The organism is Streptomyces sp. NPDC021096 (assembly GCF_040641275.1).
GTDB lineage: Bacteria > Actinomycetota > Actinomycetes > Streptomycetales > Streptomycetaceae > Streptomyces.
In genome coordinates, this window is record NZ_JBFADG010000018.1 from 1 (window position 1) to 25,479 (window position 25,479).

21 protein-coding genes are annotated in these 25,479 nt (G+C 72.1%); 6 read left to right on the forward strand and 15 right to left on the reverse strand.

From position 1 onward, the window contains the following. Window positions 1–114 precede the first annotated feature (114 nt). Window positions 115–318, forward strand: a complete 204-nt coding sequence (locus AB0G59_RS21195) for a hypothetical protein (protein ID WP_360913746.1) — start codon at window positions 115–117, stop codon at window positions 316–318. Window positions 319–505: 187 nt separating this feature from the next. Here the strand turns inward: AB0G59_RS21195 and AB0G59_RS21200 are convergent, their stop codons facing one another. Further along, entirely contained in the window at window positions 506–1,435 is a 930-nt protein-coding gene (locus AB0G59_RS21200; RefSeq protein ID WP_360913748.1) for a hypothetical protein, read from the reverse strand. Window positions 1,436–1,677: 242 nt separating this feature from the next. Between AB0G59_RS21200 and AB0G59_RS21205 the strand changes: the two genes are divergently transcribed. The 3 genes from AB0G59_RS21205 (at window position 1,678) to AB0G59_RS21215 (ending at window position 7,429) form a co-directional block, all read left to right on the forward strand. After that, entirely contained in the window at window positions 1,678–4,074 is a 2,397-nt protein-coding gene (locus tag AB0G59_RS21205) for a phosphoketolase family protein (protein ID WP_360913750.1), read from the forward strand. Window positions 4,075–4,230: 156 nt separating this feature from the next. After that, on the forward strand, window positions 4,231–5,172 hold the full coding sequence (locus AB0G59_RS21210) for a hypothetical protein (protein WP_360913752.1): 942 nt from the start codon (window positions 4,231–4,233) through the stop codon (window positions 5,170–5,172). 244 nt (window positions 5,173–5,416) lie between these two features. Beyond that, window positions 5,417–7,429: a TerD family protein gene (locus AB0G59_RS21215; protein WP_360913754.1), complete on the forward strand. Its 2,013-nt coding sequence runs from the start codon at window positions 5,417–5,419 to the stop codon at window positions 7,427–7,429. Window positions 7,430–7,485: 56 nt separating this feature from the next. Here AB0G59_RS21215 and AB0G59_RS21220 read toward each other — a convergent pair whose 3' ends face one another. The 14 genes from AB0G59_RS21220 to AB0G59_RS21285 all read right to left on the reverse strand — a co-directional run bounded on the left by AB0G59_RS21220 (window position 7,486) and on the right by AB0G59_RS21285 (window position 23,402). Next, entirely contained in the window at window positions 7,486–8,292 is an 807-nt protein-coding gene (locus tag AB0G59_RS21220; protein ID WP_360913756.1) for a hypothetical protein, read from the reverse strand. Window positions 8,293–8,345: 53 nt separating this feature from the next. Then, window positions 8,346–9,353 (reverse strand): glutathione synthase, encoded by a 1,008-nt coding sequence (locus AB0G59_RS21225; protein WP_071966284.1) that lies wholly within the window; start codon window positions 9,351–9,353, stop codon window positions 8,346–8,348. A 44-nt stretch (window positions 9,354–9,397) separates the two neighbouring features. Continuing rightward, on the reverse strand, window positions 9,398–10,579 hold the full coding sequence (locus AB0G59_RS21230; protein ID WP_360913759.1) for a hypothetical protein: 1,182 nt from the start codon (window positions 10,577–10,579) through the stop codon (window positions 9,398–9,400). Between the two features lie 61 nt (window positions 10,580–10,640). After that, window positions 10,641–11,660, reverse strand: a complete 1,020-nt coding sequence (locus AB0G59_RS21235; protein WP_360913761.1) for a TauD/TfdA family dioxygenase — start codon at window positions 11,658–11,660, stop codon at window positions 10,641–10,643. A gap of 19 nt (window positions 11,661–11,679) precedes the next feature. Further along, window positions 11,680–12,795, reverse strand: coding sequence for an aspartate kinase (locus AB0G59_RS21240; protein WP_360913763.1), 1,116 nt, complete (start codon window positions 12,793–12,795; stop codon window positions 11,680–11,682). Beyond that, the gene (locus AB0G59_RS21245) at window positions 12,792–13,835 is read right to left on the reverse strand and encodes an aspartate-semialdehyde dehydrogenase (RefSeq protein WP_360913765.1); all 1,044 of its coding nucleotides are present in this window, start codon (window positions 13,833–13,835) and stop codon (window positions 12,792–12,794) included. The genes AB0G59_RS21240 and AB0G59_RS21245 overlap by 4 nt, the downstream gene beginning before the upstream one ends. Window positions 13,836–13,905: 70 nt before the next feature. Further along, window positions 13,906–14,601 carry an HAD-IA family hydrolase gene (locus AB0G59_RS21250; protein ID WP_360913767.1) on the reverse strand — a complete coding sequence of 232 codons (696 nt, stop codon included), beginning with the start codon at window positions 14,599–14,601 and terminating at the stop codon, window positions 13,906–13,908. Between the two features lie 61 nt (window positions 14,602–14,662). Further along, on the reverse strand, window positions 14,663–15,889 hold the full coding sequence (locus tag AB0G59_RS21255) for an MFS transporter (protein ID WP_360913770.1): 1,227 nt from the start codon (window positions 15,887–15,889) through the stop codon (window positions 14,663–14,665). 4 nt (window positions 15,890–15,893) lie between these two features. Continuing rightward, window positions 15,894–17,324: a diaminobutyrate--2-oxoglutarate transaminase family protein gene (locus AB0G59_RS21260; protein WP_360913773.1), complete on the reverse strand. Its 1,431-nt coding sequence runs from the start codon at window positions 17,322–17,324 to the stop codon at window positions 15,894–15,896. After that, a complete protein-coding gene (locus tag AB0G59_RS21265; protein ID WP_360913775.1) occupies window positions 17,321–18,565 on the reverse strand; it encodes an MFS transporter in 1,245 nt (414 codons plus the stop codon). The genes AB0G59_RS21260 and AB0G59_RS21265 overlap by 4 nt, the downstream gene beginning before the upstream one ends. Beyond that, window positions 18,543–19,793 carry an ATP-grasp domain-containing protein gene (locus AB0G59_RS21270; RefSeq protein ID WP_360913777.1) on the reverse strand — a complete coding sequence of 417 codons (1,251 nt, stop codon included), beginning with the start codon at window positions 19,791–19,793 and terminating at the stop codon, window positions 18,543–18,545. The genes AB0G59_RS21265 and AB0G59_RS21270 overlap by 23 nt, the downstream gene beginning before the upstream one ends. Beyond that, window positions 19,786–21,024, reverse strand: a complete 1,239-nt coding sequence (locus AB0G59_RS21275) for an ATP-grasp domain-containing protein (RefSeq protein ID WP_360913779.1) — start codon at window positions 21,022–21,024, stop codon at window positions 19,786–19,788. Before AB0G59_RS21275 ends, AB0G59_RS21270 begins: the two co-directional genes overlap by 8 nt. Next, window positions 21,021–22,049 (reverse strand): pyridoxal-phosphate dependent enzyme, encoded by a 1,029-nt coding sequence (locus AB0G59_RS21280; protein ID WP_360913781.1) that lies wholly within the window; start codon window positions 22,047–22,049, stop codon window positions 21,021–21,023. The genes AB0G59_RS21275 and AB0G59_RS21280 overlap by 4 nt, the downstream gene beginning before the upstream one ends. A gap of 210 nt (window positions 22,050–22,259) precedes the next feature. After that, on the reverse strand, window positions 22,260–23,402 hold the full coding sequence (locus tag AB0G59_RS21285; RefSeq protein ID WP_360913783.1) for a hypothetical protein: 1,143 nt from the start codon (window positions 23,400–23,402) through the stop codon (window positions 22,260–22,262). A 256-nt stretch (window positions 23,403–23,658) separates the two neighbouring features. Between AB0G59_RS21285 and AB0G59_RS21290 the strand changes: the two genes are divergently transcribed. Next, window positions 23,659–24,156 carry a cobalamin-dependent protein gene (locus tag AB0G59_RS21290; protein ID WP_360913785.1) on the forward strand — a complete coding sequence of 166 codons (498 nt, stop codon included), beginning with the start codon at window positions 23,659–23,661 and terminating at the stop codon, window positions 24,154–24,156. Continuing rightward, on the forward strand, window positions 24,153–25,433 hold the full coding sequence (locus AB0G59_RS21295) for a methylaspartate mutase (RefSeq protein WP_360913787.1): 1,281 nt from the start codon (window positions 24,153–24,155) through the stop codon (window positions 25,431–25,433). Before AB0G59_RS21290 ends, AB0G59_RS21295 begins: the two co-directional genes overlap by 4 nt. Window positions 25,434–25,479 lie beyond the last annotated feature (46 nt).

Consider the following 25,479-nt stretch of genomic DNA (forward strand, 5'->3'; position numbering starts at 1 on the left):
CCGAGCAGGCACGACCTGGCGACGCCGCGGGAGGCTGCGACTACGGCCGACCGGCGGGTCTTGGCTCACTCCGGGGGCTCTCCGGTACCGCGTCCGTTCCCGAAGGGAGCCCCCGTGATCGCTGTCGCCCTCCTCCTGCCCCCCGCGCTGCTGTGCCTGGTGCTCGCGCTGGACCAGTACGAGGAGCGCCTACTGAAGAAAGGATCCGGCAGGCCACGGCACGCGCTGCCCGTCCGGCACCTGCGTGCCGTGCCCGGCCCGCCGTCGCGCGAGCCGCCCCCGCCCGGCGACTCGGGCCGTGACGCCGATGCGGCCTGAGCCGGCGCCGCGAATTTCAGCCCGTCCGGCGCTTGAGGACCGGGGTCCGGGGCGGAGCCCCGGGAAACTGGGGGCACCTCCCAGCGGTAGCTGGGGGAGAAAGGGCGGGGCCGGGGCTCACTTCTCCCCGCGCGGCGGCCACGGGCGGCACTGATCCGCCGGACACGGCCCGGCCGGGGGCACCGGCTCAGCCCCCGTCGTCGTCCGCCTCCGCCGCGGCCCTGGCCTCCGCCTCCGCCGTCTCGGCCGCGCGCCGTGCCGCCTGCCACGCACGGTCCGCCCCGCGCAGCCGGACGTGGACCTCGCGCACGGCCTCGCGGGCGGCACGCCCGCGGTCCTCGGCGGCGGCCACCTCGGCGGCCAGTTCCTCCAGCCGCTGCCGCGCCGCGCCCTCGGCTTCCTCCGCCCGTTCCGCCTCCGCCCTGACGCGGGTCAGTTCCTCCTCGCGGGCGCGCAGTTCCTCACCGGCCCGCTCCGCCTTCCGTCGCGCACGGTCGAGGCCTTCCCGCCGCTGTTCGCGCCGACGGCGTTCGCGGGCCTCGGCCAGATCGGTGACACGTGCCCCGCCGCCCCGCTCGCGCGCCGGCCCGGGTGCGGAGGGCGTGGGCGGCGCCGCGAGGCGGTCCGCGGCGTCCGGGGCCAGCCCGGGGAAACCGGTCACCGCCGCCAGTGGTCTGGTCAGCCGGCCGGTGGCCCACTCCTGTGCCGCACCGGGATCCGCCAGGACGGCGTGGAGGGTCTCCTCGACCTCGCGCAGCACGTCCTCGCCGACGGGGTGCCCGGCCTCGTCCGCGAGCAGGCCGGCCTGCCGGGAGAGGGAGGCCACGAGGGTCCTCTGTGCGCGGCCGAGCTCACGCAGCCGACCGCCGTCCAGGGTCCGGTGGGCGTCCCGCAGCCCCTCGCCGAGGCTGATCAGCGCACCGGCCTCGTCCGGTCTCTCCCGTGCCAGGAGATTGCTCACCCACGCCGCGAGCGTGGGCCGGCGCAGCGCCTTGACGCGGCGGGCCAGTTCCCGGTCGCCGGCCCGTACGGCCTCGGCCGCCCGCCGGTCGCGGGCGGCCGTGAACTCCTCCGGCCGCAGCCGGAAGAGCTCGTCGGTCACGCTCTCCAGGTCCATGGCCCTTCCATCGGGTCCGTCCGGGCCCCGTACCGCCCGGCACCGACGAGTCTCCCGCCCCCGCCCCGCCCGCGCACGACGGCCGGGGCCCATCGGTCCCCCGTCGGGCCCCGTCGGTCCCCTGGCGGCGGGACCACGGCCGGGGCAGGCTGGGGTGAAGCGACGGCCAGCGGGAAGGCGTGGTGACTGCGGAGCCGCGCATCAGGTCGCGGAAACGGTCCCCGAGCGTTGCGGAGGCAGTCATGCGGGACGTCACGACACCGGCCCGGGCCTCGGCCACCGGTCTCACCGACGAGGAGCTGCGGGAGCTGGACGCCCACTGGCGTGCCGCGAACTACTTGGCCGTGGGGCAGATCTACCTGCTCGCCAACCCCCTGCTGACGCAGCCGCTCCACCCCGAGCACATCAAGCCCCGCCTGCTCGGCCACTGGGGCACCTCGCCCGGCCTCAACCTCGTCCACACCCACCTCAACCGGGTCATCAAGGCGCGGGGGCTGGACGCCCTGTGCGTCTGGGGTCCCGGGCACGGCGGGCCGGCGGTGCTGGCGAACTCCTGGCTGGAGGGGTCGTACTCCGAGACGTACCCCGACGTCAGCAGGGACGCGGCGGGCATGGAGCGGCTGTTCCGGCAGTTCTCCTTCCCCGGCGGCGTGCCCAGCCACGTCGCTCCCGAGACGCCCGGCTCGATCCACGAGGGCGGGGAGCTGGGCTACTCCCTCTCCCACGCCTACGGGGCCGCCTTCGACAACCCCGGCCTCCTCGTCGCCTGCGTCGTCGGCGACGGAGAGGCCGAGACCGGTCCGCTGGCGACGTCCTGGCACTCCAACAAGTTCCTCGACCCGGTCCACGACGGCGCCGTCCTGCCGATCCTCCACCTCAACGGCTACAAGATCGCCAACCCGGCGGTCCTCGCCCGCCTCCCCGAGGCCGAGCTGGACGAGCTGCTGCGCGGCTACGGCCACGAACCCCTGCACGTGACGGGCGACGACCCGGGAACCGTCCACCGGGCGATGGCCGCCGCCCTGGACACGGCCCTGGACCGCATCGCCGGCATCCAGCGCGCCGCCCGGCGGGCCGATGTCACCGAGCGCCCGCGCTGGCCCGTGATCGTGCTGCGTACGCCCAAAGGCTGGACCGGGCCCCGAGAGGTCGACGGTCTCCCGGTCGAGGGCACGTGGCGCGCCCATCAGGTGCCGCTGGCGGCCGTGCGCGACAATCCCGAGCACCTGCGCCAGCTGGAGGCGTGGCTGCGCTCGTACCGGCCGGAAGGGCTCTTCGACGAGCAGGGCCGGCCGCGGCCCGAGGTGCTGGCCTGCGTTCCGGACGGCGCCCGCAGGCTGGGGGCGACGCCGCACGCCAACGGCGGTCTGCTGCTGCGCGACCTGCCGCTTCCGCCGCTGGAGCGCTTCGCCGTGCCGGTCGACAAGCCCGGCGCGAGCCTGCACGAGCCCACCGCCGTCCTGGGCGGGCTGCTCGAGAACGTCATGGAGGCGACCGGCGAGCGCCGCGACTTCCGGCTCGTCGGCCCGGACGAGACCGCCTCCAACCGCCTCCAGGCCGTCTACCGGGCCAGCGGCAAGGCCTGGCAGGCCACGACCCTCACCACCGACGAGCACCTCGACCGGCACGGACGCGTCATGGAGATCCTCTCCGAGCACACCTGCCAGGGCTGGCTGGAGGGATACCTCCTCACCGGCCGGCACGGCCTGTTCTCCTGCTACGAGGCGTTCGTGCACATCGTCGACTCCATGGTCAACCAGCACGTCAAATGGCTGCGCGTCTCCCGCCGGCTGCCCTGGCGCCGTCCCATCGCCTCCCTCAACTACCTCCTCACCTCCCACGTCTGGCGTCAGGACCACAACGGCTTCTCCCACCAGGACCCCGGCTTCATCGACCACATCCTCAACAAGAGCCCCGAAGCCGTACGGGTCTATCTGCCGCCGGACGCCAACACCCTGCTGTCCGTCGCCGACCACGCGCTGCGCAGCCGCGACTACGTCAACGTCATCGTCGCCGGCAAGCAGCCCTGCTTCGACTGGCTCGACCTGGACCGGGCCCGCGCCCACTGCGCCCGCGGCGCCGGCATCTGGCCCTGGGCCGGCACCGAGAACGGCGGCCGGGAACCCGACGTCGTCCTCGCCTGCGCGGGCGACGTCCCCACCCAGGAGGTCCTGGCCGCCGCCCAGCTCGTCCGCCGGCACCTGCCGGACCTCACCCTGCGCGTCGTCAACGTCGTCGACCTGGCCCGGCTCCTGCCGGCCGGCGAACACCCCCATGGCATGACCGACGCCGAATACGACGCCCTGTTCACCCCCGACAAGCCGGTGATCTTCGCCTACCACGGCTACCCCTGGCTCATCCACCGCCTCGCCTACCGCCGCACCGGCCACGCCCACCTGCACGTACGCGGCTACAAGGAGATCGGCACCACGACCACGCCCTTCGACATGGTCGTCCGCAACGACCTCGACCGCTACCGCCTCGTCATGGACGTCATCGACCGCGTCCCCACCCTCGCCGTCCGCGCCGCGCCCGTACGCCAGGCCATGGAGGACGCCCGCACCCGCCACCACGCCTGGATCCGGGAGCACGGCACCGACATGCCGGAGGTAGCGGACTGGTCGTGGGCCGGCACATGAACTCCTGACGGCGGCTGGCCGGAACCGATCGGCATTGTTCCGAACATGTCTGCGTTTCGTCTCGGACCGGCAACGGGCTGAGTCCACCGACGACCGGTCGCCGTACCCCCTGGCGACCGTCCCGGCCGACCGGGACCGAATGACCTGGGGGAAACCATGTTTCACAAGCGCGTTGCCGTAGTGGCCGCCCTCGCCGCGGCCGGCGCCCTCACGCTGACGGCGTGCGGCTCGAACGACGACGCCGCAGGCAGTGGCGGTGCCACCTCGTCGCCCGCCGCGTCCGGCCCCGGCGCCAAGGCCGTCGCCGGGGAGGGCGACCGGGCGGGCGTGGGCGACCTGACCTTCCTCAGCGGCTCCGCCAAGCAGCACGGCGCCCAGGCCGGCACCGGCGACTGGGCCACCGCCGCGGGCGCACAGGCCTCGACGCCCGCGGCCCGCTCATGGGTCCAGCTCTCCGCGTCGAAGGCGGGCGCGCTGAACCCCGTCGTCGTCAACGGGGCCGGGTTCACCCTCTACCGCTTCGACAAGGACACCGCCTCACCCTCGAAGTCCACCTGCGACGGCGCCTGCGCGACCACGTGGCCGCCGGTGCTCGTCGCGCCCGGCAGCAAGATCTTCACCGAGGGGGTGAAGAAGTCCGCGGTGGGCGTGATCAAGCGGGCCGACGGTACGCACCAGGTCACCGTAGGGGGCTGGCCGGTCTACCGGTTCAGCAAGGACACCAGGCCCGGTGACACCAACGGCCAGGGCGTCGGCGGCACATGGTTCGGCGTGACACCCGACGGCAAGAAGGCCGGCCAGGGCTCCGCCAACCGCCCGCCCGCCTCCGAGGCCGGCCGCCCGCCGGCGTCACCGGCCAGCAGCGTGGTCCTCTTCGACGACAAGAACTTCGCGGACAACGGCGCCCAGGGCCTGGCGGGCAAGGGCTGCCAGAACGTCTTCCGCGACGACGTCGCCTCCTCCCTCACCACCACCGGAACCCTCAAGATCTGGTCCGAGGCCAATTGCAAGGGCAAGTCCAAGGTCGTCAACGGCGACGTCGCGGACCTGGCCACCATCGGCTTCGACAACACCATCTCGTCGGTCTTCTTCGGCTGACCCCAACCCAGACCACCCGCCGAGCACCCGGCCGGTGAGGCCTGGGGCCCACACGCCCCTCCCCCACCGGCCACGCCCGCGCGCTTGACCGGCACTTTCTTCAAGCGTTCCGGCCGCTGGCACCCCCTGCGACGCTAGGGTTCCCCTCATGCGGACGGACTAGCGCCGCATCTCAGTTCATCACGTGACAGCCGCCCGCCCGCGCGCCGAGGCGGCTGCGCATCTGGGGGGATCCATGCATGAGATGACCAAGGGAGCCAACGTCGGCCTGGCAGCGCTGAGCGAGGACGCCGGAGCCGTGATCGTGAGCCTGAGTTGGAGCAGCGCGGACGGGGACGGCGACGCGGACGTGTCGGTGCTGCTGCTGGACGACAACGGCAAGGTACGCGGCGACGAGGACTTCTTCTTCTACAACAACCCGGCCTCGCCCGACGGCAGCGTCCAGCTTCTGGGCAAGACGCCGACCGCCAACGGCAGCGAAGACCGGATCAGCCTCGACCTGACCGCCGTGCCGCAGGATGTGGAGCGCATCGTCATAGCGGCGAGCCAGTACGGCGGTGCCCGCTTCGGCGATTTGGACGACCTGCGGATGACGATCGCCGACCGGACCGGCGAGACGTTGCTCGGCTTCTCCATCCACGACGCCGGCGCGGAGACCGCCTTCATTTTCGGCGAGCTCTACCGCAGGGCCGCGGAGTGGAAGTTCCGGGCGGTCGGGCAGGGGTATCGCAGCGGCCTGGCGGGCCTGGCGACGGACTTCGGCATCAACGTCGTCGAGGAGAGCGACGAGCAAGTCGCCGACGACCTCACGGCGCAGCCCACACCGCAAGAGGCCGAGGCGAAGCAGCTCCTGGCGGCGGACGCCGCACCGGCACAGGCCGCTTCCGAACCGGCAGCTGGTCAGGACGCCGGGACCGCACCGACAACACCACGGGCCCGCGGCCCCCGTACGGCCAAGAAGAAGATCACGCTGCCGAAGGCGGCCAAGAAGACACTCGCCGAGAACGACTCCTGGAAGGAAGCCCGGCTCTTCCCCGTTCCGTCGCTCAAGAGCGACCGGGAACGCGAGATGCGGGCCACCTCCGTCCTCCTGTCGGTGATGGCACAGGTACCGGAGTTCGGACGCCGGCTCACCGCGGCCTTCGGCGCACCCGCAGGCCGCATGCAGACGTTCACCGAGGTCTCGCTGCCGCACGGCGACTCCCCCCTGCGTCCGGACGGTGTGATCCGGGTGGAGCGTGCGGGCAAGCTGTGGACGGCGCTGGTCGAGACGAAGACGAACGGCAACGCGCTCAAGTCCGAGCAGATCCAGGGCTACATGGACATAGCCGCCCGACGGGGCTACGAAGCCGTCATCACCTTGTCCAACGACGTGGCCCTGGAGGGCAGTCCGCTGGTCGAGGTGAAGATCGACGGCCGCCGCAAGCACAAGGTCACGCTGTGGCACCTGTCCTGGGTGGAAGTGGCCCACCAGGCGCAAATGCTGATACGGCACGAGGGCGTCGGCAATGCCACGCATGCCTGGTTGCTGCAGGAGTTGCTCCATTACCTCCAGCACGAGAACTCCGGCTGCCACGGCTTCCAGAACATGGGCCCCGCCTGGGTGCCGGTGCGCAACAGCATCGACGCGGAAACGCTCTGCCAGGGTGACCAGCGGGCGGTGGATGTCGTCGAAAGCTGGGAACGGCTCATCCGGCAGGTCTGCCTGCGGCTGGGCGGTGAGATCGGCCAGAAGGTCCTGCCCGTCCAGCGCGCCAAGCGCGGCACCGACCCGCACTCCCGACGCGCCGAGCTCGCCGACCGGCTGTGCGAGGAGGGCCGGCTGTCCGCCGCGCTGCGTATCGACGGCACGCCCGGCGTCCTCGCCGTCACCGCCGACCTGCGCACGGGAAGGCTGCGGACGTCGGTCGAGGTGCCGGCACCCGAGCAGGGCTATCCCCTCGCCTGGGCCAAGCGCCTGATCCGTCAGCTCGCCGAAGCACCGGCTGATCTCCACGTCGAAACCCTGGTCGAGGGCGCGAGCGGACCGCGCGGCACCCTGGAACGGCTGCGTCCCGAACCGGCCGACCTCCTGCCTAAGGACGGCGCCCGGATAGCCGGCTTCCGGCTGTCGCTGTTCAAGAGCATGGGAAGCACGCGGGGCAGCGCCGAGTCCGGCTTCATCCGCAGCGTCGACGACGCCGTGGACCGCTTCTACGCGGCCGTGGTCACCCATCTGACGCAGCTCGAGCGCCGCCCGCGTTCCGCCGTGTCATGACTCCGTCGGCCGGGTGCCCCAGCGGGTCATCCGGCCGAACGCGCCGACGCGGGTCGCTACCCCTCCGCCTCCCCGAACCGTGCCAACGCCAGCGCCCCCGCGATCGAGGCCGCGAAGCCCGTGGCGGCCAGGGGGGCGAAGCCGGGGCGGGTGGTGTCGCCGAGCCAGAGGACGCCGAAGAGGGCGGGCCAGACGGTTTCGCCGATCACCATGGCCGCCGTGGCCGCCGTGACCGAGCCGGAGCGCAGGGCCTCGATCAGCAGGAGGTAGCCGCCGAGGCCGGAGACGACCACGGCGTAGGTGGTCGGGGCGGTGAGGATCGCGGGGAGGGCGAGGTCCGGCAGGAGGCGGACGGCTACGGCGACCAGGCCGAAGCTCAGGCCCGCCAGGCCGCCCAGGAGGGCCGCGCGGTGGTGGTGGACGCGGTGGGTGGCCGCCCGGCCCAGCAGGGCCAGGGCGAGGGAGGCGCCGAGGGCGACCAGGCGCAGCTGTTCGTCGCCGGTGCCCCTGCCCTCGCGGCCCGCGGCGATCGCCAGGAGGGCGAGGCCGGCGCAGACCGCGGCGACGGCGCACCACTCCGCGGGGCGCAGTCTGATGCCCAGGACGGCCGCCCCGACCACCGCGGTGACCGCCAGGGACGAGGCCAGCGCCGCCTCCACCACGAACAGCGGTACCGAGCGCAGGGCCGCCAGCTCGGCCACGAAGCCCAGGGTGTCCAGGGCGACGCCGGCCAGGAACGGCCACTGGCGCAGGGCCGGCATCAGCGCTCCGGCGGCGGTCCTGCGGGCCCCCATCGCCTGCAGAACCGTCGCCGCGCCCATGCAGATCGCCGCACAGAACGCCAGCACCACGCCCGAGACCATGCGCCCACCGTAAGGGCCGGGCCCCGCGTTTCCCGGGATTTGCCTGCGGGCCCCTACCGCAGCTTTCCGGCGGTGCGCAGGGCGGCCAGTACCGTATTGACGGCCTCGGAGGACCGGTCCTCTCCGGTGGCGCGCTGGTGGTAGTTCAGGCCGCCCGGATTCTCCATGTTGACCTCGATCACGTACGGGAAGGCGAGGTCGATGCCCACGTAGAAAATGCCGTAGCCCATCATCTGCTTTCCGAGGCGGCGGACGAACTCGTCCTCCTCCGGGGTGAGTTCGAGCGGCTCGTACCGGGCGCCGACGGTGGCGTTGGCGCGGTTGTCGTTCTCGCGGGGGAAGCGGAGAAAGCCGGACACGGGAGTGTCGCCCGCGAGGATCACGCGCTTCTCGTTGGTGCGGATGTTGGGGATGTACTCCTGGACCGCGGCGTAGCGCTTGGCCATGCCGATGATGTCGCGGCCGTAACTGACGTAGCGGGAGTTGGCGTTGCCGGTCGCGGAGCTCAGCAGCGCCGAGCTGTTGCGGTCCTTTCCGTTGACGACGTAGACGTCCGCGCCGCAGCCCTCGTTGGTCGGCTTGACGACCCAGGAGCGGTCGGTGTCGGACTCGACGAGCCCGTTCAGGACGTCGTAGTCGTTCGAGACGTACGACACGGGCAGGTGCTCGGCAGGCACGATGGCACCGAGGTTGATCTTCGAATTGAGGTAGAACAGCGCGGAGGCGTCGTTGACGAACGGCACCCGCTGGTTGAGCAGCCACAGCAGCTGGAAGTAGTCGGTCTTCGCCTCGGGGTGCGTGCCCGCCAGCGCCCACACCAGGTCGAAGTCCTCGGCGGAGGCATAGGACTCGCTCAGCGTCGGGAAGTCGCCGCCGGCGGTGAATTCCTCGGACAGCTTCATCCGGTCGCACACGACGACGGAGTCGTGCACGCAGAGCGTGTCGATGTCGCCGATGTACACCTCATGGCCCTCGCGGTACAGGGCGCTGGGGATGATCGAGTGGTTGTCGAGCTTGAATTTGTACGCTTCCGACACCAGGACCAGGATTTTGTAGGGCAACGAACTCACCTTTCTCAGTCAAAGAAGGGGCGTCAGAAGGGGCGTCAGGAGGCCGGGATCTCTTCCAGGTTCTCCATGAGCCAGGCCTCCGCCTCGTACAGGCGCTCCTCCACCTGTGCGCTGTCGGCGCCGCGCACGATGACGAAGCACAGGTGCGACGCGCTGTAGAACGTCACCGCGTCGGGCGCGAGCTGCTCGTTCACCTCGTAGTGGTGCACCCAGTCGAACGGCGGCCTGCCGGGCGCCCGCACCGGGCGGCCCTGCGGCAGGATGGAGACCGAGCCGTGCACCTCGGCCGGGGGCTCGGCCGGCGGCGGGTCGACGGGCAGGCCGCACGACTGGCGCAGCACGGCGGTGTGCAGGTCCACGCCATAGGTGGCGCGGGTGAGGGCGGGGATGCGGTCGCCGCCGACGCGCGAGGCGATCTCGCACAGCACCAGCTCGTCCTCGGGGGTGTGGAACACCTCGAGGTGGTACGCGCTGGCCTCGGGGGTGTCGAAGGCTTCGAGGACGCGGTCGAAGAACTCCTCGAGCCTGCGGGCGAACTTCTCCTCCGGCCGCAGCTGCAGGGAGCCGTTGTTGTGGCCGGAGAAGACCCCGAGGCAGCTGCGCAGATAGCGGGAGGAGGCCACGAAGCGGTAGCCGTCGGCCAGCACCGCGTCGACGTGGTACATCTGCCCCTCGATGAACTCCTCGACCATGAGGTCCTCGCGCCAGAGCCGGCGGCTGAAGGCGAGGAGGTCGTCCTCGCCCCGCAGGACGACGATGTCGCGCGAACCGCCCTGCTTCACCGGCTTGACGACGACCGGGTAGTCGCATTCCTCGATGAAGTCGGTGAGGTCGGTGAACGCCTCGAGGCGGGCGAAGCGGGCCGTGGCGACGGTGCGGCTCGCGACCTCCTTCATGACCACCTTGTCGCGGAAGGACAGGGCGCTGGCCGAGGACTGGCCGGGGATGCCGAGGTCCTCCCGCATGCGGGCGCAGCGTTCGAGGTCGTACTCGTTGTCCGTGATGATGTGGGTGAACGGCTTCTCGCGCGCCAGCCGGCGGATCATCAGTTCGGCGTACGGGACGGCCTCGCAGTCCTTGACGTATTCGTATCGGCCCAGGCCTTCGGTGTTCCGCAGCTCGTGGTGGCTGAAGACCTGCAGGTGCCCGGCCGCGTCGGGGAACATGGCGGGGTAGTCGAGCTTGGGGCCGTAGTTGATCACTGCGACGTTGGTCATGGGCGTCGGCCTCGCATGGGGGTGAAGGGGGGGTCGTAGGGGGACTGCCAGGACGTGGAGGTCAGTGGAGGCGCCGGATGCCGGGGGTGGCCCGGTAGCGGATGTCCCACTGGTTGCGGCGCACATAGGTCCGCTGCAGCCAGCGATCCTGCCCGTCGTAGCGCGCGGTGAACCGCGAACGGGCGTGCAGGCCCTTGCGGTTGTTGATCAGCAGTGCCTCTCCGGGGCGCAGGAACACCTCGTGGGCGACTTCCCGGCAGGCGGCCTGGAGGCGGTCGAGGGCGGACCGCGCCTCGTCGGTCATCGCGTGGACGCCGTTGGCGGCCGCGGAGACCTCGGGGCAGGCCTCGGGGCCGCTGATCATGGGTACGGGCTCGGAGAGCACCTCGGCCCCGCCCGCGACGTCACGGACGTAGCTGCCGGGGGCGTTCATGCGGAAGACGGGGCTGCGCAGCGTGCGCAGGGTCCGCTCGTCGACGGCGCGGCAGATGTCACGGGCGTCGGCGTAGTACGTGCCGGCCACTCCGTCGTGGTCGGCGCGCAGGCAGCTGAGGACGAGGAAGTCGGGGCTGGCGAGGTCGTAGCGGCCCCGCTCGTCGTGGACGATGTCGTTGTGGAAGTTGAGGAAGACGGAGGACCCCTGGTTGGTCTGGGTCATGGCGCCGCCCTCGACGGGGATGACGTCGTGCACCAGCCGGCCGTTCTTCTCGGTGGTGAAGCCGACCGGCTCCCCGAGCAGGCCGCTCAGTCCGAGCAGCACTCCCTCGGCCACGAAGGTCTTCTTGTCCGGGCTGGGGTTGCCGTCGCCCGGGGTCGCGGGCAGGTGCTCGTCGACGGGCGCGTTGCGGACGTAGCCGACGCCGGGGGTGTCGGGGTGCCGGCCGAAGTCCAGGATCCGCTGGAGGGTCCCGGTGGGCAGCTGGGCGAAGATCTGCAGGTAGCGGGCCATCGACCAGTCGATGTCGCGCGCCGGGTCGGGGGCGGCGGCCAGTTCCGCGCCGAGGCGGTCGCGGACGTCGTCCGGCAGGTCGATCCCGATGAGGGTGGGGTCCGCGGCAACCGCGGAGGCGGAGGCAGTCACGTGCGTACTCCTGCTGCAGTCAGAGGGTCGAAAGGGCGGTGGTGGAGGCGGGGACGGCGAGGTTGTCGTGGAGCTTCTGGGCGAGCCGTACCGCCTCGTCCTCGTCGGCGGCGATGTGGACGACCGGGCGGCCGCCCCTGATCTCGGTCACGGGGATGCCGACGGCCCGTCCGGGGACGAGGCCGTGGCGGCGCTGGGTCTCCTCCTGGTCCACGTAGCCGCCGATGACCGCGACGTGCGGGCCGTCCTCCAGCCGGACGGCGTCCACTCCGTCGGCGCGGAAGGCCTGGTGGGCCCGGTCGGCCGCCGTGTGGTCGGGGTAGCCGAGCACGGTGGAGCGGAGGTTGAGGACCACCGCGTCGGCCCGGGCGCCCGTGCCGCCGATGAGGGTGCCGGTGGTGAACGGCTCCTTGTTGTGCCGGCAGACGATGGTGACGCCGTGCTGTTCGGCGAGGCGTACGGAACGGCGGTGCAGCACCTTGGCGCCCTGCCGGGACATGGTGGCGGCGTCCTCGTAGGAGACGTGCTCCAGCAACCGGGTGCCGGTGACCTTGTTGGGGTCGCAGCTGTGGATGCCCTCGACGTCGGAGTGGATCTCGCAGTGGCCGGCGCCGAGGGCGACGGCCACGGCGACCGCCGACAGGTCGGAGCTGTTCTTGCCGAGCCAGGTGGGCCGGCCGCGGCCGTCGACGGCCTGCCCGCCGGGGACGACGACCACGTCGTGCCGGGCGAGCGCGTACCACAGGGGGTCGGGGTCGATGTGCTCCAGCCGGGCCCACATGAAGGTCTCGTCGGTGGTGAATCCGCTCTCGTGCCCGGCCAGCACGGTGGCGGACCGGCCGAGGCGGTGCAGGGCCGCGGTGAGCAGGTGGGCGCTGACGGTGTCGGCGAGGGTGAGCAGGCCGGCCACGCGGTCGTCCGAGGGGTGGGGGTCGACCTCGTGCAGCCGTCCGCGCAGCTTCTCGGTCTCCCCCGGCATGGCGCTGACCACGACGGCCAGCGGCCGTCCCTCGGCCTCGACGCGCGCGGACAGGGACCGGGCCAGCTCCCCGTAGGCGTCGGGAGAGGCGAAGCTCGAACCGCCGAACTTCAGCACGGCGGGCACGGCCGGGACGGCGGGTACGGCGCGGCTCACAGCACCCCCCGCTCGGTGAGGGCTTCGGCGATCTGGATGGCGTTCAGGGCCGCGCCGATGCGCAGGTTGTCGGAGACGAGCCACAGCCAGAAGCCGCGGGGGTTGTGCGGGGCGACGCGGATGCGGCCGACGTGGACGTGGTCGGGGTCGCCGGCGGTGCGCGGGGTGGGAAAGCCGCCGATGGCGTCCCGGTCGTGGACGGTGACCTCGCTCTGCGCGGCGAGCAGCCGGACGAGCTCGTCGCGGTCGACGACGTCGGCGCACTCGATCCAGGCGGCTTCGGAGTGGCTGTTGACCACGGGGACGCGGACGCAGGTGGTGGTCACGTCGAGGTGGGGAACGCCGAGGATCTTGCGGGACTCCTGGAGCATCTTCTGCTCCTCCAGGGTGAATCCGCTCTCCAGCAGCTCGTCGATGAAGGGGATGACGTTGAAGGCGAGGGTGGGGGTGAACTCCTCGGCGGGGGCCTGGCCCCCGGGGTTGTCCAGGGTGACGCGGCTGGCCTCGTGCAGCTCGGCTATGCCCGAGTGGCCGCGTCCGGAGGCGGCCTGATAGGTGCTCACCACGGCCTGCCGGATGCCCCACCGGTCCTCGATGGGCCGCAGGAGCCGTACCAGGGGGATGGTGGAGCAGTTGGGGTTGGCGATGATGCCGCTGTCCGGGCGCCGGTCGAGTTCGTGCGCGTTGACCTGCGGGACGACCAGGGGCGTGGCGGGGTCCATCCGGAAGGCGTTGGTGTTGTCGATGACCAGGGCCCCCTGCGCCACGGCCGAGGGCGCCCACTTCCTGCTGACCGAGCCGCCCGCGGAGAAGAAGGCGAGGTCGACGGTGGAGAAGTCGAAGGTGTCCAGGGCCGCCACCGTGCAGGAGCGGCCGTCGACGGTCAGTTCGCGGCCGGCCGAGCGTGCGGAGGCGACGAGGTGGATCTCCCGGTAGGGGAAGCCGCGCTCCTCGATGAGCTCGATCAAGGTGGTGCCGACGGCACCGGTGGCGCCGACCAGGGCGATGCGGGGGGCGGTCTCGCTGGGGGTGAGGGGCATGTCCTTCTTTCCCATCCGTTCTGGTGGTGGCCCGGGGGTCCGGGGCGGGTGCGGGCGGGCACCCGCTCTGTCACAGCAGGTGCGGCAGGAGCCGGCGCAGGGCGTCGGGCCGCTCGGTGACGGGCAGGGGGTCCACGAAGTGGACGGGCGAGCCCAGGGCGGCCGCGCCGGCGTCGGCCACGCGGTCGTCGCCGACCATCGCCACGTCCGCGCCGCTGAGGCCCAGGTGGTCGTAGGCGATCCGGAACAGGCGCGGGTCGGGCTTTTGGATCTCGTGCTCGAAGGAGAGCACGAAGGCGTCGACGTAGGCGTCCATGCCGTGGTGGCGGAAGATGGGCCGCAGGTCGTAGCCGATGTTGCTCACGACGACCACGCCCACGCCGTTGCCGTGGAGCGTGCTCAGCACCTCCCGGGTGTCCGGGTAGGGCTGCCAGGCGGGGGCGGTCATGTGGCGCTCGTAGAGGGCGTCGATCAGCTCGGGCCAGGGCAGCCCGGCGGCGCGCAGGAGTCCGGTGTACGCGGCCCGGTGCCGTACGACGTCCAGGTCCCGCTCCTGCCACAGGCGCATCAGCTCGGGGCCGGCGTCCGTGGGGGCGGGGCCGCCGGGGACGGCGCCGAAGTCCCGCAGCCGCCCGGCCCACAGGAGCACGTCGTCCTCGCCGACGGCCAGGTGGGCGTCCCCGGCGACGGCGCGCAGCCAGCTCTCCGCGTCCTCGAGGTGGAAGAGCGTGCTGGAGAAGTCGAACATGCATCCTTTGACGGCCATGCGGCCTCCTTCGTTCGTGGCGCGGTGTGCGTCGCGCTCGCGTGGGCGGGGTGCCGGGCGGTCAGGCCGCGGCCCGGGTCCGGCCGCGGTGGATCAGGTGGCCGAGCAGCGCCGCGACGGCGGCCAGCGCGGCGATCGTGGTCAGGGCCGTCGGCAGCCCGAAGCCCTCGGTGAGGAACCCGATGGACGGCGGGCCGAGCAGGATGCCGGTGTAGCCGAGGGTCGAGGCCACCGCGACGCCCTGGGAGCCGCCGAGGGAACCGGCGCTGCCGACCGCGATGGGGAAGACGTTGGCCAGTCCCAGTCCGGTCAGCCCGTAGCCCAGGAAGACCAGCCACAGGTTCGGGGCCAGGGCGCCCAGCAGCATGCCCGCCGCCGCGAGGAGGCCGCCGGCGACCAGGACGGGGGTGTCGCCGAGGCGTTCCAGGAGCCAGGTGCCCGACGCCCGGGTGAGGGTCATCAGCAGGGCGAACATGGCGTACCCGGCCGCGGCCACGCCCGGTCCGGTGTGGAGGTCCTCGCTCAGGTGCAGCGAGCCCCAGTCGGCCAGTGCGCCCTCGCCGTAGGCCGTGCACAGCGTGATCAGTCCGTAGACGGTGACGAACAGCCGCACCCGGCCCGCCGGCGGCCGGCCGCGGCCCGGCGCCGCGCCTGCCCGGTCGCGGTGCGGGCCGCCGCCGGCCGTGGGTGCGGGCGTGCGCAGCAGTACGCGGCCCGCGCCGGCGGTGACGAGGAGTCCGATCGCCGTCAGGAGCAGCAGGTGCGGCAGTGGGCCCAGGTGCGGGGCGAGGATTCCGCCGAGGCCGGCGCCCACCAGTCCGCCCGCGCTGAAGGCGGCGTGGAACGAGGGGAGGATCGGGCGGCGGACGGCCTCGGCCAGGTCCACGGCCGCCGCGTTGAAGGCGACGTTGAGCCCTCCGTAGGCGGCGCCGAAGAGCAGGAGGACGAGGCCGAGTTGCAGGGCGGAGTGGGTCAGCGGGGGCAGGGCGATCGACAGCGACAGCAGGGCCGCCGTCACCACCGTCACCGGGTGGTTGCCGTAGCGCCGGCACAGCCGCCCGGTCAGCAGCATCGTGGTGACCGAGCCCACCGACACCCCCAGCAGGGCCAGCCCGAGCGCCCCGGCCGAGGCGTCGATCTGTTCCTTGATGGCGGGGATGCGCACGACCCATCCGGCGAACAGGAAGCCGTCGAGGGCGAAGAAGAGGCTGATCGCCAGGCGCAGCCCGGCCACGGGCGGGGGGTTGGTGGCCGGGCTTGTCCGGCCGGTGTCCGTGAGCTGGTCCATGGGCTCAGCCGTTTCCGTGGGGCGTTTCGGTGGTGAGGGCGGCGGCGAGGGCCTGGTGCAGGATCCGTCCGGCGATGTCGATCTCTTCGGCGGTGCAGTTCAGGGGCGGCAGCAGGCGCACCACGCCGTCGTCGCGGCCGCCCAGCTCGAGGATCAGCCCGCGCCGCAGGGCCTCTTTCTGGACGCGCAGGGCCAGGGCGCAGGCGGGGCGGCCGGTGGCGGGGTCGGCGAGCTCCACGCCGGCCATGAGGCCCAGGCCGCGGACGTCCAGGACGCGGTCGGTCACCTCGCGCAGGCCCTGGAGGTGGCGCATGAGCTGTTCGGCGCGGGCGCGTACGTTGGCCAGGACGCCGTCGCGCCGGACGACCTTCATGGTCGCCACGCCGGCGGCGAACGCGGCCTGGTTGCCGCGGAAGGTGCCGCTGTGCGATCCGGGCAGCCAGACGTCCAGCCGCTCGTCGTAGAGGATGACCGCGGCCGGCAGGCCCAGGCCGGACAGGGCCTTGGAGGCGACGACGACGTCGGGCTCGATGCCGTACTGCTCGAAGGCGAACCAGGTTCCGGTGCGGCCGCAGCCGCTCTGGACCTCGTCGACGATCAGCGGGATGTCCAGGGCGCGGGTGATCTCGCGCAGGCGCCGGACGAACTCCTTGTCGGCCGGAATCACTCCGCCTTCGCCCTGGACGAGTTCCAGGATGACCGCGGCCGGGAGCGGGATGCCGCCGTTGGGGTCGGTGAGGGAACGCTCGAGGTAGCCGGCGCAGTTGACGGCGCACGAGCCCCGTTCCATGCCCAGCGGGCAGCGGTGGCAGCTGGAGTACGGGAAGAAGTGCACCCCGGGCATGCGGCCGCGGACGGGGGCCTTCTGCTCGACGAGTCCGGTCACGGAGAGGGTGGCCAGGGTGCTGCCGTGGAAGCCGCCCTGGAAGGAGATCACCTCTTCGCGGCCGGTGGCCGTCTTGCACAGCTTCAGGGCCGCCTCGACGGCGTTGGCCCCGGTCGGCCCACAGAAGTGGATCTTCGTGCGGTCGCGCATCGCGTCGGGGAGCATGCCGAGCGTCAGGTCGGTGAACTCGTCCTTGACCGGCGTGGGGAAGTCCAGGCCGTGGACGAGTTCGTCGAGCTGGCGGTGGGCCGCGGCGAGCGGCTCGGGCGGGTTGTGGCCCAGCGAGAGGACCCCGGCCCCGGTGAGGAAGTCCAGGAAGACGTTGCCGTCGAGGTCCTCGACGAAGCTGCCCGCCCCGCGCCGGATGGCGATGGGCAGCTTGCGCGGGTAGGTGCGGGCGTTGGACTCGCGCCGGCTCTGCCGGTCGAGGAGTTCGGCGCTGCGCGGCCCGGGGAGGGGGCCGCTGACGGAGGGTTCCCGGTAGGCGGGGGCCGCGTCGGGGTGGCCGGCCCGGGGGGCGGTCACGGGGAGGTCGGCGGTCTGGGTCACGGTCCACTCCACTCGGACGGGGTTTCGGTGAGCGCCGGGACGGCGGCCCGGCGGCGGGCCGGGCGGGCGCGGGTCACCAGGACGACGAGGGCCGCGGCGAGCAGGCCCTGCAGGGCGGCGTAGAGCCAGAAGTCCTCGGCACCGCCGTCGGACTGGGCGAACGCGTACAGCTGGCCGCCGACGACTCCGCTGGTGAAGGAGCCGATGCCCAGCGCCAGGCGCTGGCTGCCGATGGCGAGCGTCGGGCGGCCGGGGACGGCCCGGAGGGCCTCGAGCTCGTTCTTGAGGAAGATGACGCCCTCGCCGACGCTGATGAGCACTGTGCCCACGAGGATGAAGAGCACCCCGGGCTGGGAGAAGGCCAGCAGCCCGAGGACGAGGGCGGGGAAGGCGATGAGGGCGGCGGTGGAGTAGCGCACCTGGCCGATCCACCGCGCGGCCGGGGGCTGTCCGAGGATGACCAGCGCGCTGTTGAGCACGAGGGCCAGGCTGTAGACGAACGTCGGGTGGCCGGAGGTGATGAAGACGCCCAGGTAGTTCTGGAAGAACCAGAAGATGTAGGCGGTCATCAGGGCGACCAGGGCGGGCGGGGTGAGGAACGCCTTCACCCAGTCGCCCTTGCGGTCCTCGCCGGTGGGTGCGGCGGCGCCGTCCCGCGGCAGCATCACCGCGTGCATCAGCGTCAGCGCCGTGAACATCACGGTCACCACCGCGAACACCAGGAACGGCATCCGCACGATGAGCAGCCCGGAGACCAGGGTGCCCAGGGCCATCCCGGTGCTCAGGGCCGAGTTGTTCACCGACAGCAGCACCGGTCGGTGTTCGTCGGCCACTTGGCCCACGAGGTAGGCCTTGTTGGCGGGCGAGTACAGGGCGTCGCCGCAGGCGGTGAGCAGCACCGCGGCGACGGCCAGCTTCGGCGCGGACAGGCCCGCCGTGAACAGGGCGAAGCCGCCGGTACGGATGGTGAGCCCGATGAGCATGGCCTTCTTGAGGCCGATCCGCTCGGCGACGAGGCCGCCGCCGAGGGCACCGGAGAACTGCAGGATGGACGTCGCGCCCAGCAGCAGCCCGACGAAGCCCATCGACATCCCCAGGCGCTCGTGCAGCAGGATGGCCAGGAAGGGCAGGACCATGAAGCTGGCGAGCGGCATGAAGAAGGAGGTGGCGAGCAGGAAGCGCAGGCTCAGGGGGAGGCCGGCCAGCCCCGCCCAGAGCTCAGAACGACGGGTGCCAGACATCGCCGTCCTCGAACTCGACCCAGTACGTGCGCGTGATCTCCCGCTTCGTCCGCTCCGCCGCGGCGTGGTCCGCCACGCGCAGCCAGATCAGCCCGGGCCGCTTGGTGTTGGCGGCGACGGGCAGCGGTATCTCGCCGGGCCGGATGGCGATCTCGAAGTCCTCCACTCCCTCGACGGCGCGCAGGAGTTCGGCGTCGGCGGTGCGGCGGACCCGCTTCGACGGCGGGATGAGCGAGACGACCATGCCCACCGCGGTGGTCGGCGGCAGGTGGGGCGAGGTCACGCTCTCGCCCCCGGGCAGCAGGCTGCGCAGGACGGTGGCGATCTCGTCGACGCCGCCGGCGTGTTCGACCATCTTGAAGATGCGGTAGCCGCCGATGCGGGTCTGGGACTCGATGATCACCGGTCGCCCGTCGGGGGCCACCTTGACCTCGGTGTGGGTCAGTCCCCAGGTGTGCCCGATGGCGTCGAGGAAGGCCCGTACCGTGCGGCTGATGTTCTCGGTGTGGCGGTCGTAGGGGGCCGGCGGCGGCACCGTGATCTCGGTGATCGCGATGTTGGGGTGGCGGGCGAGGCGGCACAGCGAGATCCCGGCGATGGCGTGCCGGCCGTCGAGGGTCACGGTCTCGACGCTGTAGAGCTCGTCGCCCTCGACGAGCTCCTCGGCCAGGTAGGAGCCCTGGAGCCAGAAGCGGGCGTCGTCGAGCGTGTGCCGCAGTTCGTCGGGGGTGGTGAGCTGGCGTACGCCGACGCTTCCGGAGCCGGCGACGGGCTTGACGATCAGCGGGAGCCCGTAGCGGGCGTGGAACTTCTCCAGGTCCTCGGCGCTCTCGACCCGGGCCCAGCCGAGCGCGAGGTGCGGGTGGTCGGCGAGGATGTCGCGCATCCGGTCCTTGTAACGGGTGGCCGCGACGGAGGCCAGGGGGATGCCCCGGATGCCGAGGGCGTCGGCGATGACGGCGGAGCTCTCCATGCCGAACTCGCCGAACGAGATGCTGGCGTCGAGCGGATGCCGGTCGTGGATGTGGTGGGCGGCCTCCAGGCAGGCGACGACCTGCTCGGCGGGGATCGCCCGCACGTACCGGCAGCGGCCGAGGACGTCCATGTCCTGCGGGGAGAAGTCGGCGGTGTTGCCGATGAAGCTGACGTCGAAGCCCAGGGACAGGGCCGTCTCCACGACTCCGGCCCAGCCGCTGAGGACGAGGAGGTGGGGGGCGCGCTCAGACACGGTCGCCCTCCATCCGTACGCGCAGTTCGCCGGCGGCGGACAGCACGTTCTGCAGGGCGAGTTCGGAGGTGGCGCCCGTGGCGAACACCACGGCGACGCAGCCGTCCTGGTGGGTGACGGTGCGCACGGTGGCGCCGGGGGGCATCGCCGCGTAGAGGGCGGGGGCGCCCGGGTGGCCGGCCAGCATCTCCTGTCCCCGGCACTCGAGGAAGACGCCCGTGCGCGGGGCGTAGAGCCGTGCGTGGGCGGCGGCGTGGCGGGGGGTGAGCGGGGCGTCCATGAGGGCGGGGCGCCGGCGCAGCGCGAGGTCGACGAACGTCTCGTAGAGGTTGACGCCCATGGTCCGCGAGATCTCCTCGCCGACCAGGCCGCCGCCGAGCCGGGGGTTGATCTCGACGACCTCGAAGCCGTCGTCGGTCAGGATGAACTCGGTGTGGGCGAAGCCCTCGGTGTACCCGACGGCCTTGAGGACCTGCTCGATCCACTGCTCGGCGTCCGCCGCCAGGGCCGGGGGCAGCGCGACGGGGAAGGCGAGCGCCTCCTCGCGGAAGACGGGGGGCGCGGAGAGGACGCGGCTGCTGACGCCGAGCACCCGGGTGCGGCCCTCCCAGGTGAGGGTCTCGACGCTGTAGAGCGGTCCCAGGAAGTAGGGCTCGACGGTCAGTTGTCCGCGCAGCGTGGAGCGCCGGGCCTCGTGCAGCACGGTGGTGAGCTCGTCGGGGGTACAGGCCATCCAGACGTGCTTGCTGCCCGTGCCGGCGCCGTCCTTGACGATCAGGGGCAGGCCGACCCGGGCGGCGACGGCGGCGGCGTCGTCCCCGGCGGCGAGGGGGGAGCCGTCGGCGCGGGAGAGCCCGTGCTCGTACAGGCGCCGGCGCAGCCGGGTCTTGTCGCGGACCAGGCGTACGCAGGCGGGGTCCTGTCCGGCGAGGCCCAGTTCCTCGCGGACGGCGAGGGAGACCAGGCTCCAGGTGTCGGTGGTGCTGATCAGGCCCGCCACGTCGCCGATCCCCCGGATCGTGGCGACGACCTCCGCCACGTCGTGGGTGTTCACGTCGTGGACGACCAGGTGGGGGCTGTCCAGCGTGGACATCTCGTGCGTGTACTCCGGCCGGTCACAGGTCAGGAGGTGGACGGTCAGTCCCTCTTCCGCGGCCGCGGTCACGAGCCGGCCCAGTCCGAACTGCAGCCACTCCAGGGCGATGAGGTTCCGGCCCGAGGGCGTGTTCACGAGGGGTTCTCCTTGCTGACGGGGTGGAAGGGCCGGCGGCCCCAGTCCATGACCGACCAGGGGAAGGCCAGTTGGTCCAGGGAGTCGATGCACCGGGGCGCCAGTTCCTCGACGCGCGCCTCGCCCTGGGGCCGGGAGTAGACGGTGTCGGTGTAGCGGTGTCCGGTGTCCGCGGCGATGAAGAGGCAGGGGCGGCCGGGGTCGCGGGCGGCCTCCCAGCGGGCGGCGAGGTAGTTGCAGCCCGAGGACATCCCGGCGTAGAGGGCGTGCCGGCGGAACAGGTCGGTCGTGGCGGTGACCGCGCTGTCGTAGCCGACCCAGTGCACCCGGTCGTAGAGCTCGTAGCGCACGTTGCGCATGACGATGGGGCTGCCGATGCCGGAGATGCTGGCGACCGGGTCCTCGACGGGGTCGCTGCCGAAGGTGACGCTCTCGAAGGGCTGGACGCCCACGAGTTCGACGTCGTCGTTGAGTTCGCGCAGGTAGGTGGTCAGGCCGCCGGTGGAGGCGCCGGTGCCGACGCCGCCGACGAGGGTGAGGGGCTCGCCGCCGAACTCCTTCTGCAGCATCTCGGCGCACTCGCGGTAGCCGAGGTAGTGCACCTCGTCGTGGTACTGCTGCATCCAGTGGACGTTGTGCTCGGTGTCGAGGATCTGGGCGACGCGCCTGAGCCGGGCGCCCTGGTCCATCTTGTCGACCATCGGCCCCGGGGGGATCTCGACCCGGTCGACCTGGGCGCCGAGCATCTCGAACTGCCGGCGCACGTGGTCGTCGAGCTTGGTCGAGCAGACGATGCGGCACTTCATGCCGTACTTGTGGCAGGCCAGTGCGAGCGAGTATCCGTAGGTGCCGCTGGAGCTGTCCATGAGCGTGTCGCCGGGCTGGACGACGCCGGTCGCCAGGAGGTGCCGGACGGCTTCGAGCGCCGAGTAGATCTTCATCATCTCGAAGCGCAGGACATACATGTTGCGGTCCAGCCGGACCACATCCGGCTGCTTCATCGCGTCCGCGATGTGATCAAACACGTCCCCATCCTGTTCTGTCGAAAAAGCACTGACCGACGTTTCCCGGAAAACACGGAAGCGGAATTCACCATGGATTCCGCCGGACCGTGCACAAGAGAAAATGGGGGTCTCCCGTGCACGGTTCCGGGGAATTCACCCCGTTCGCACGGGGCGGTGACGCGGCCGGCGCCGGGGGAACGCCGGCCGCGCCCGCTTTAAAGGGGCCGCCGGTCAGGCGGCCGCGGGAACCGCGGCGGATTCGGCGGCGATTCCGAAGGTACGGTGCGCGGTACGGGTGGTGAGGAAACGGATGTCCTCGTCGGACAGGCCGTTGGCCTTGGCGTTGGCGATGTGCAGGGCCAGCGGCTGCGAGCCGGCGGCTACGACGCCGTTCTCCTCGTACCACAGGCCGTTGTCGCCGGTGTGGTGCAGCGGACGGCCGCCGAGCCGGGCGGAGTCGCACCGGTCGGTCATGATCATCGCGTTGCGCGGGCCCATCAGCTGGACGGCGCGGGTGGCCAGGGCCAGGTCCACGTGCTCGCCGTCGAAGTTGATGCAGGCGGCGATGCGGCAGTTGACCGCCTGCCGGATGATGGCGCCGGGCACGGGGCCGGCCATCTCGCTGATGTTGTCGAGCGTCCAGTTGGGCACGTCGTAGGACTCGATGATCCGGTCGCGCTCCTTGCGGGCCCGCTCCGTGCGGAAGGCGTGCCGTATGTTCAGCGGCATGTCGTTGAAGAGGTGGTCGGTCGTCACCCGCACCCCGGTGCCGTTCCACTCCGACCGGTAGGCCGTCTCCACGATCGCGTCGACGGTGTCCGCGCTGCGCTGCGGGTCGTCGCGGGTGAAGTGGCCGAGCGCCGGGCGCACTCCGTGGGCCAGCAGCGTCGGCACGATCCAGGAGAAGTCGCTGGTGCGCAGGTTCGCATCATCCTGCAGGACGGACTCCGGGGAGTAGGCGTCGGGCGAGACGACCGTGTAGACCAGGCCGTGGTCGCCCAGGGCCGCCAGCCGCTCCCACTCCTGCCGGCTCGGCGCCCACACGGTGGAGGTGGGGGTGCCGCCGCGGTGCGACAGGAGCGGGCCCTCGAGCGCCACTCCCGGCACGTGCGCAAGCAGCCCGTCCTTGCGCATGCTCGCGTAGCGGCGCATGAAGTCCTCGAACTCGGCGAGGCGGTCGCGGTGCAGGTACATCGTCGGCAGGGCGAGCACGCCCTCGCTCTCACACCACTTGTCGAGGCGGGTCAGGTCCACGCGGGTGAAGTCGGAGAAGTCCACGTCCCCGAATCCATGGCAGTGCACCTCCACCGGACGCATGCCGTTCGCGTCCGCCTCGAACGGCTTCACACCGGGTGCTGCTTCTGTCGAACTCATCGTTCAAAGCTCCCTCTTCGGTCGGTGTCGACTCGATTCTGAGCCGCCCGCGGGTTCCGTATCCAGACCGGATCATGGTCATGAAGCTGCATTGCAGCTTGCTGAAGGAGCGGAGAGCAGGGGCTTCGGGCATATCCTCACGTTGCCGGACCACGGGATTTGCCCAGCGGTGAACTCACCGCCCGCCCGGGGCACTTCGGCCACTCATCCGCACGCAGCACCGCCTACCCCCTTCATTCCACGGGAGCGAACCTGCATGTCTTCTTCTGCGGTCATATCCGACCGGGAATTCACCCTGTCCAGCCGGGGGCTCCGCGTCCTCGTCTCGAGCGTTTCCTCCGATTCCCACACCTGGAATCTGGTGTACCTCCAGCTGCTGCTGGAGGAGATGGGCCACCAGGTGCACAACGTCGGCGCCTGTGTGCCGGACGACCTCCTGATGCGGGAGTGCCGCCGCCACCGCCCCGATCTGGTGGTCGTCAGCAGCGTCAACGGCCACGGCTTCCTCGACGGGCGCCGCCTGGTCACCCGGCTGCGCCGGGAGGCGGACCTCGCCGACCTGCCCGTCGTCATCGGCGGCAAGCTCGGCACCGAGGGCGCGGCCGGCGGAACGTACGGGCCCGAACTCCTGGCCGCCGGCTTCACCGCCGTCTTCGAGGGCGACGCGGCCATCGAGGACTTCCGGGCGTACGTGGGCCCGCGGGGCCCGCTCGCGCCGGCGGCGCCGCCGGCCCTGGCGGGAGCGGCCGCGTGAGAAGCGCCCCTGTCGGCGAGAGGGCCTTCGTGCCGGCCGCGCCGCCCTTCGGCGCGGCGGTCGCGGCGGCCAAGGCGGCGGGCGAACTGGTCGTACAGCCCCGGATGGGCTTTCCCACCCGGCCGGCCATGCGGCGCGGCCTGGAGGCCGTCCGGGACGTGCCGGTGCGCACCGTCGGCACCGTCACGCTGGACAGCTACACCAGGGTCGGCGACCACGACTCCGCGCGGCGCGCGCTCGAGGGCGGCGAGAGCCTCAACGGCTACCCCCTCGTCGCGCACGGGCCCGACGCCAACCGGGAGTTGACCGCCGGCCTGGGCGGGCGGCACTTCGCCGTCCAGGTGCGGCACGGCTCCTCGCTGCCGCTGGACATCTTCCACGTCCTGCTCGACTCCGGGCTCGACGCCACCGAGGGCGGCCCGGTCTCGTACTGCCTGCCCTACAGCCGCACGCCGCTGGCACGGTCGGTGGACGCCTGGGCGCGCTGCTGCGAACTGCTGGCCGCCCGCTCGCCGTCCGCCCACCTCGAGAGCTTCGGCGGCTGTCTGCTCGGCCAGCTGTGCCCGCCGGGCCTGCTGGTGGCGATGACCGTGCTGGAAGGCATGTTCTTCGAGCAGCACGGGCTGCGCGACATCTCCCTCAGCTACGCCCAGCAGACCGACTTCGACCAGGACGTGGCGGCCGTCGCGGCGCTGCGCCGGCTGGCCGGGGAACTGCTGACCGAGTCCTCCTGGCACATCGTCCTCTACACCTACATGGGCGTCTTCCCCCGGACCGAGGAGGGCGCGCTGGGCCTGCTGCGGCACAGCGCCTCGCTGGCCGCCCGCACCGGTGTGGAGCGCCTGATCGTCAAGACCCCCGCGGAGGCCCACCGGATCCCCACCGTCGAGGACAACGTCCTGGCGCTGCGGGAGGCGGCCCGGGCCGCGCGGCAGGCCGGCGCACCGTCGGGCGAGGCGCCCGACGACGGGGTGTACGAGGAGGCCCGGACGCTGGTGGAGGCGGTGCTCGAGCTCCACCCGGACGTGGGGCGGGCGCTCACCACGGCCTTCGCCCGCGGCTATCTGGACGTCCCGTACTGCCTGCACGCGGACAACGCCCAGCGCTCGCGCAGCTACATCGACGGCGACGGCCGGCTGCGGTGGTTCTCGGTGGGCTCCATGCCGATCCGTGCCGCGGCGCCGCCCGGCAGCTCCCGGCTCCGCGCGGACGACCTCCTCGCCATGCTCTCCCACGTCCAGTCGGCGTTCGACTGCGCCGCGCTCGCCTGCGCCTGAGGCGGCCGTGCGCGCGTTCCCCTCCCTCCTCACCCCCCTCTCCTCT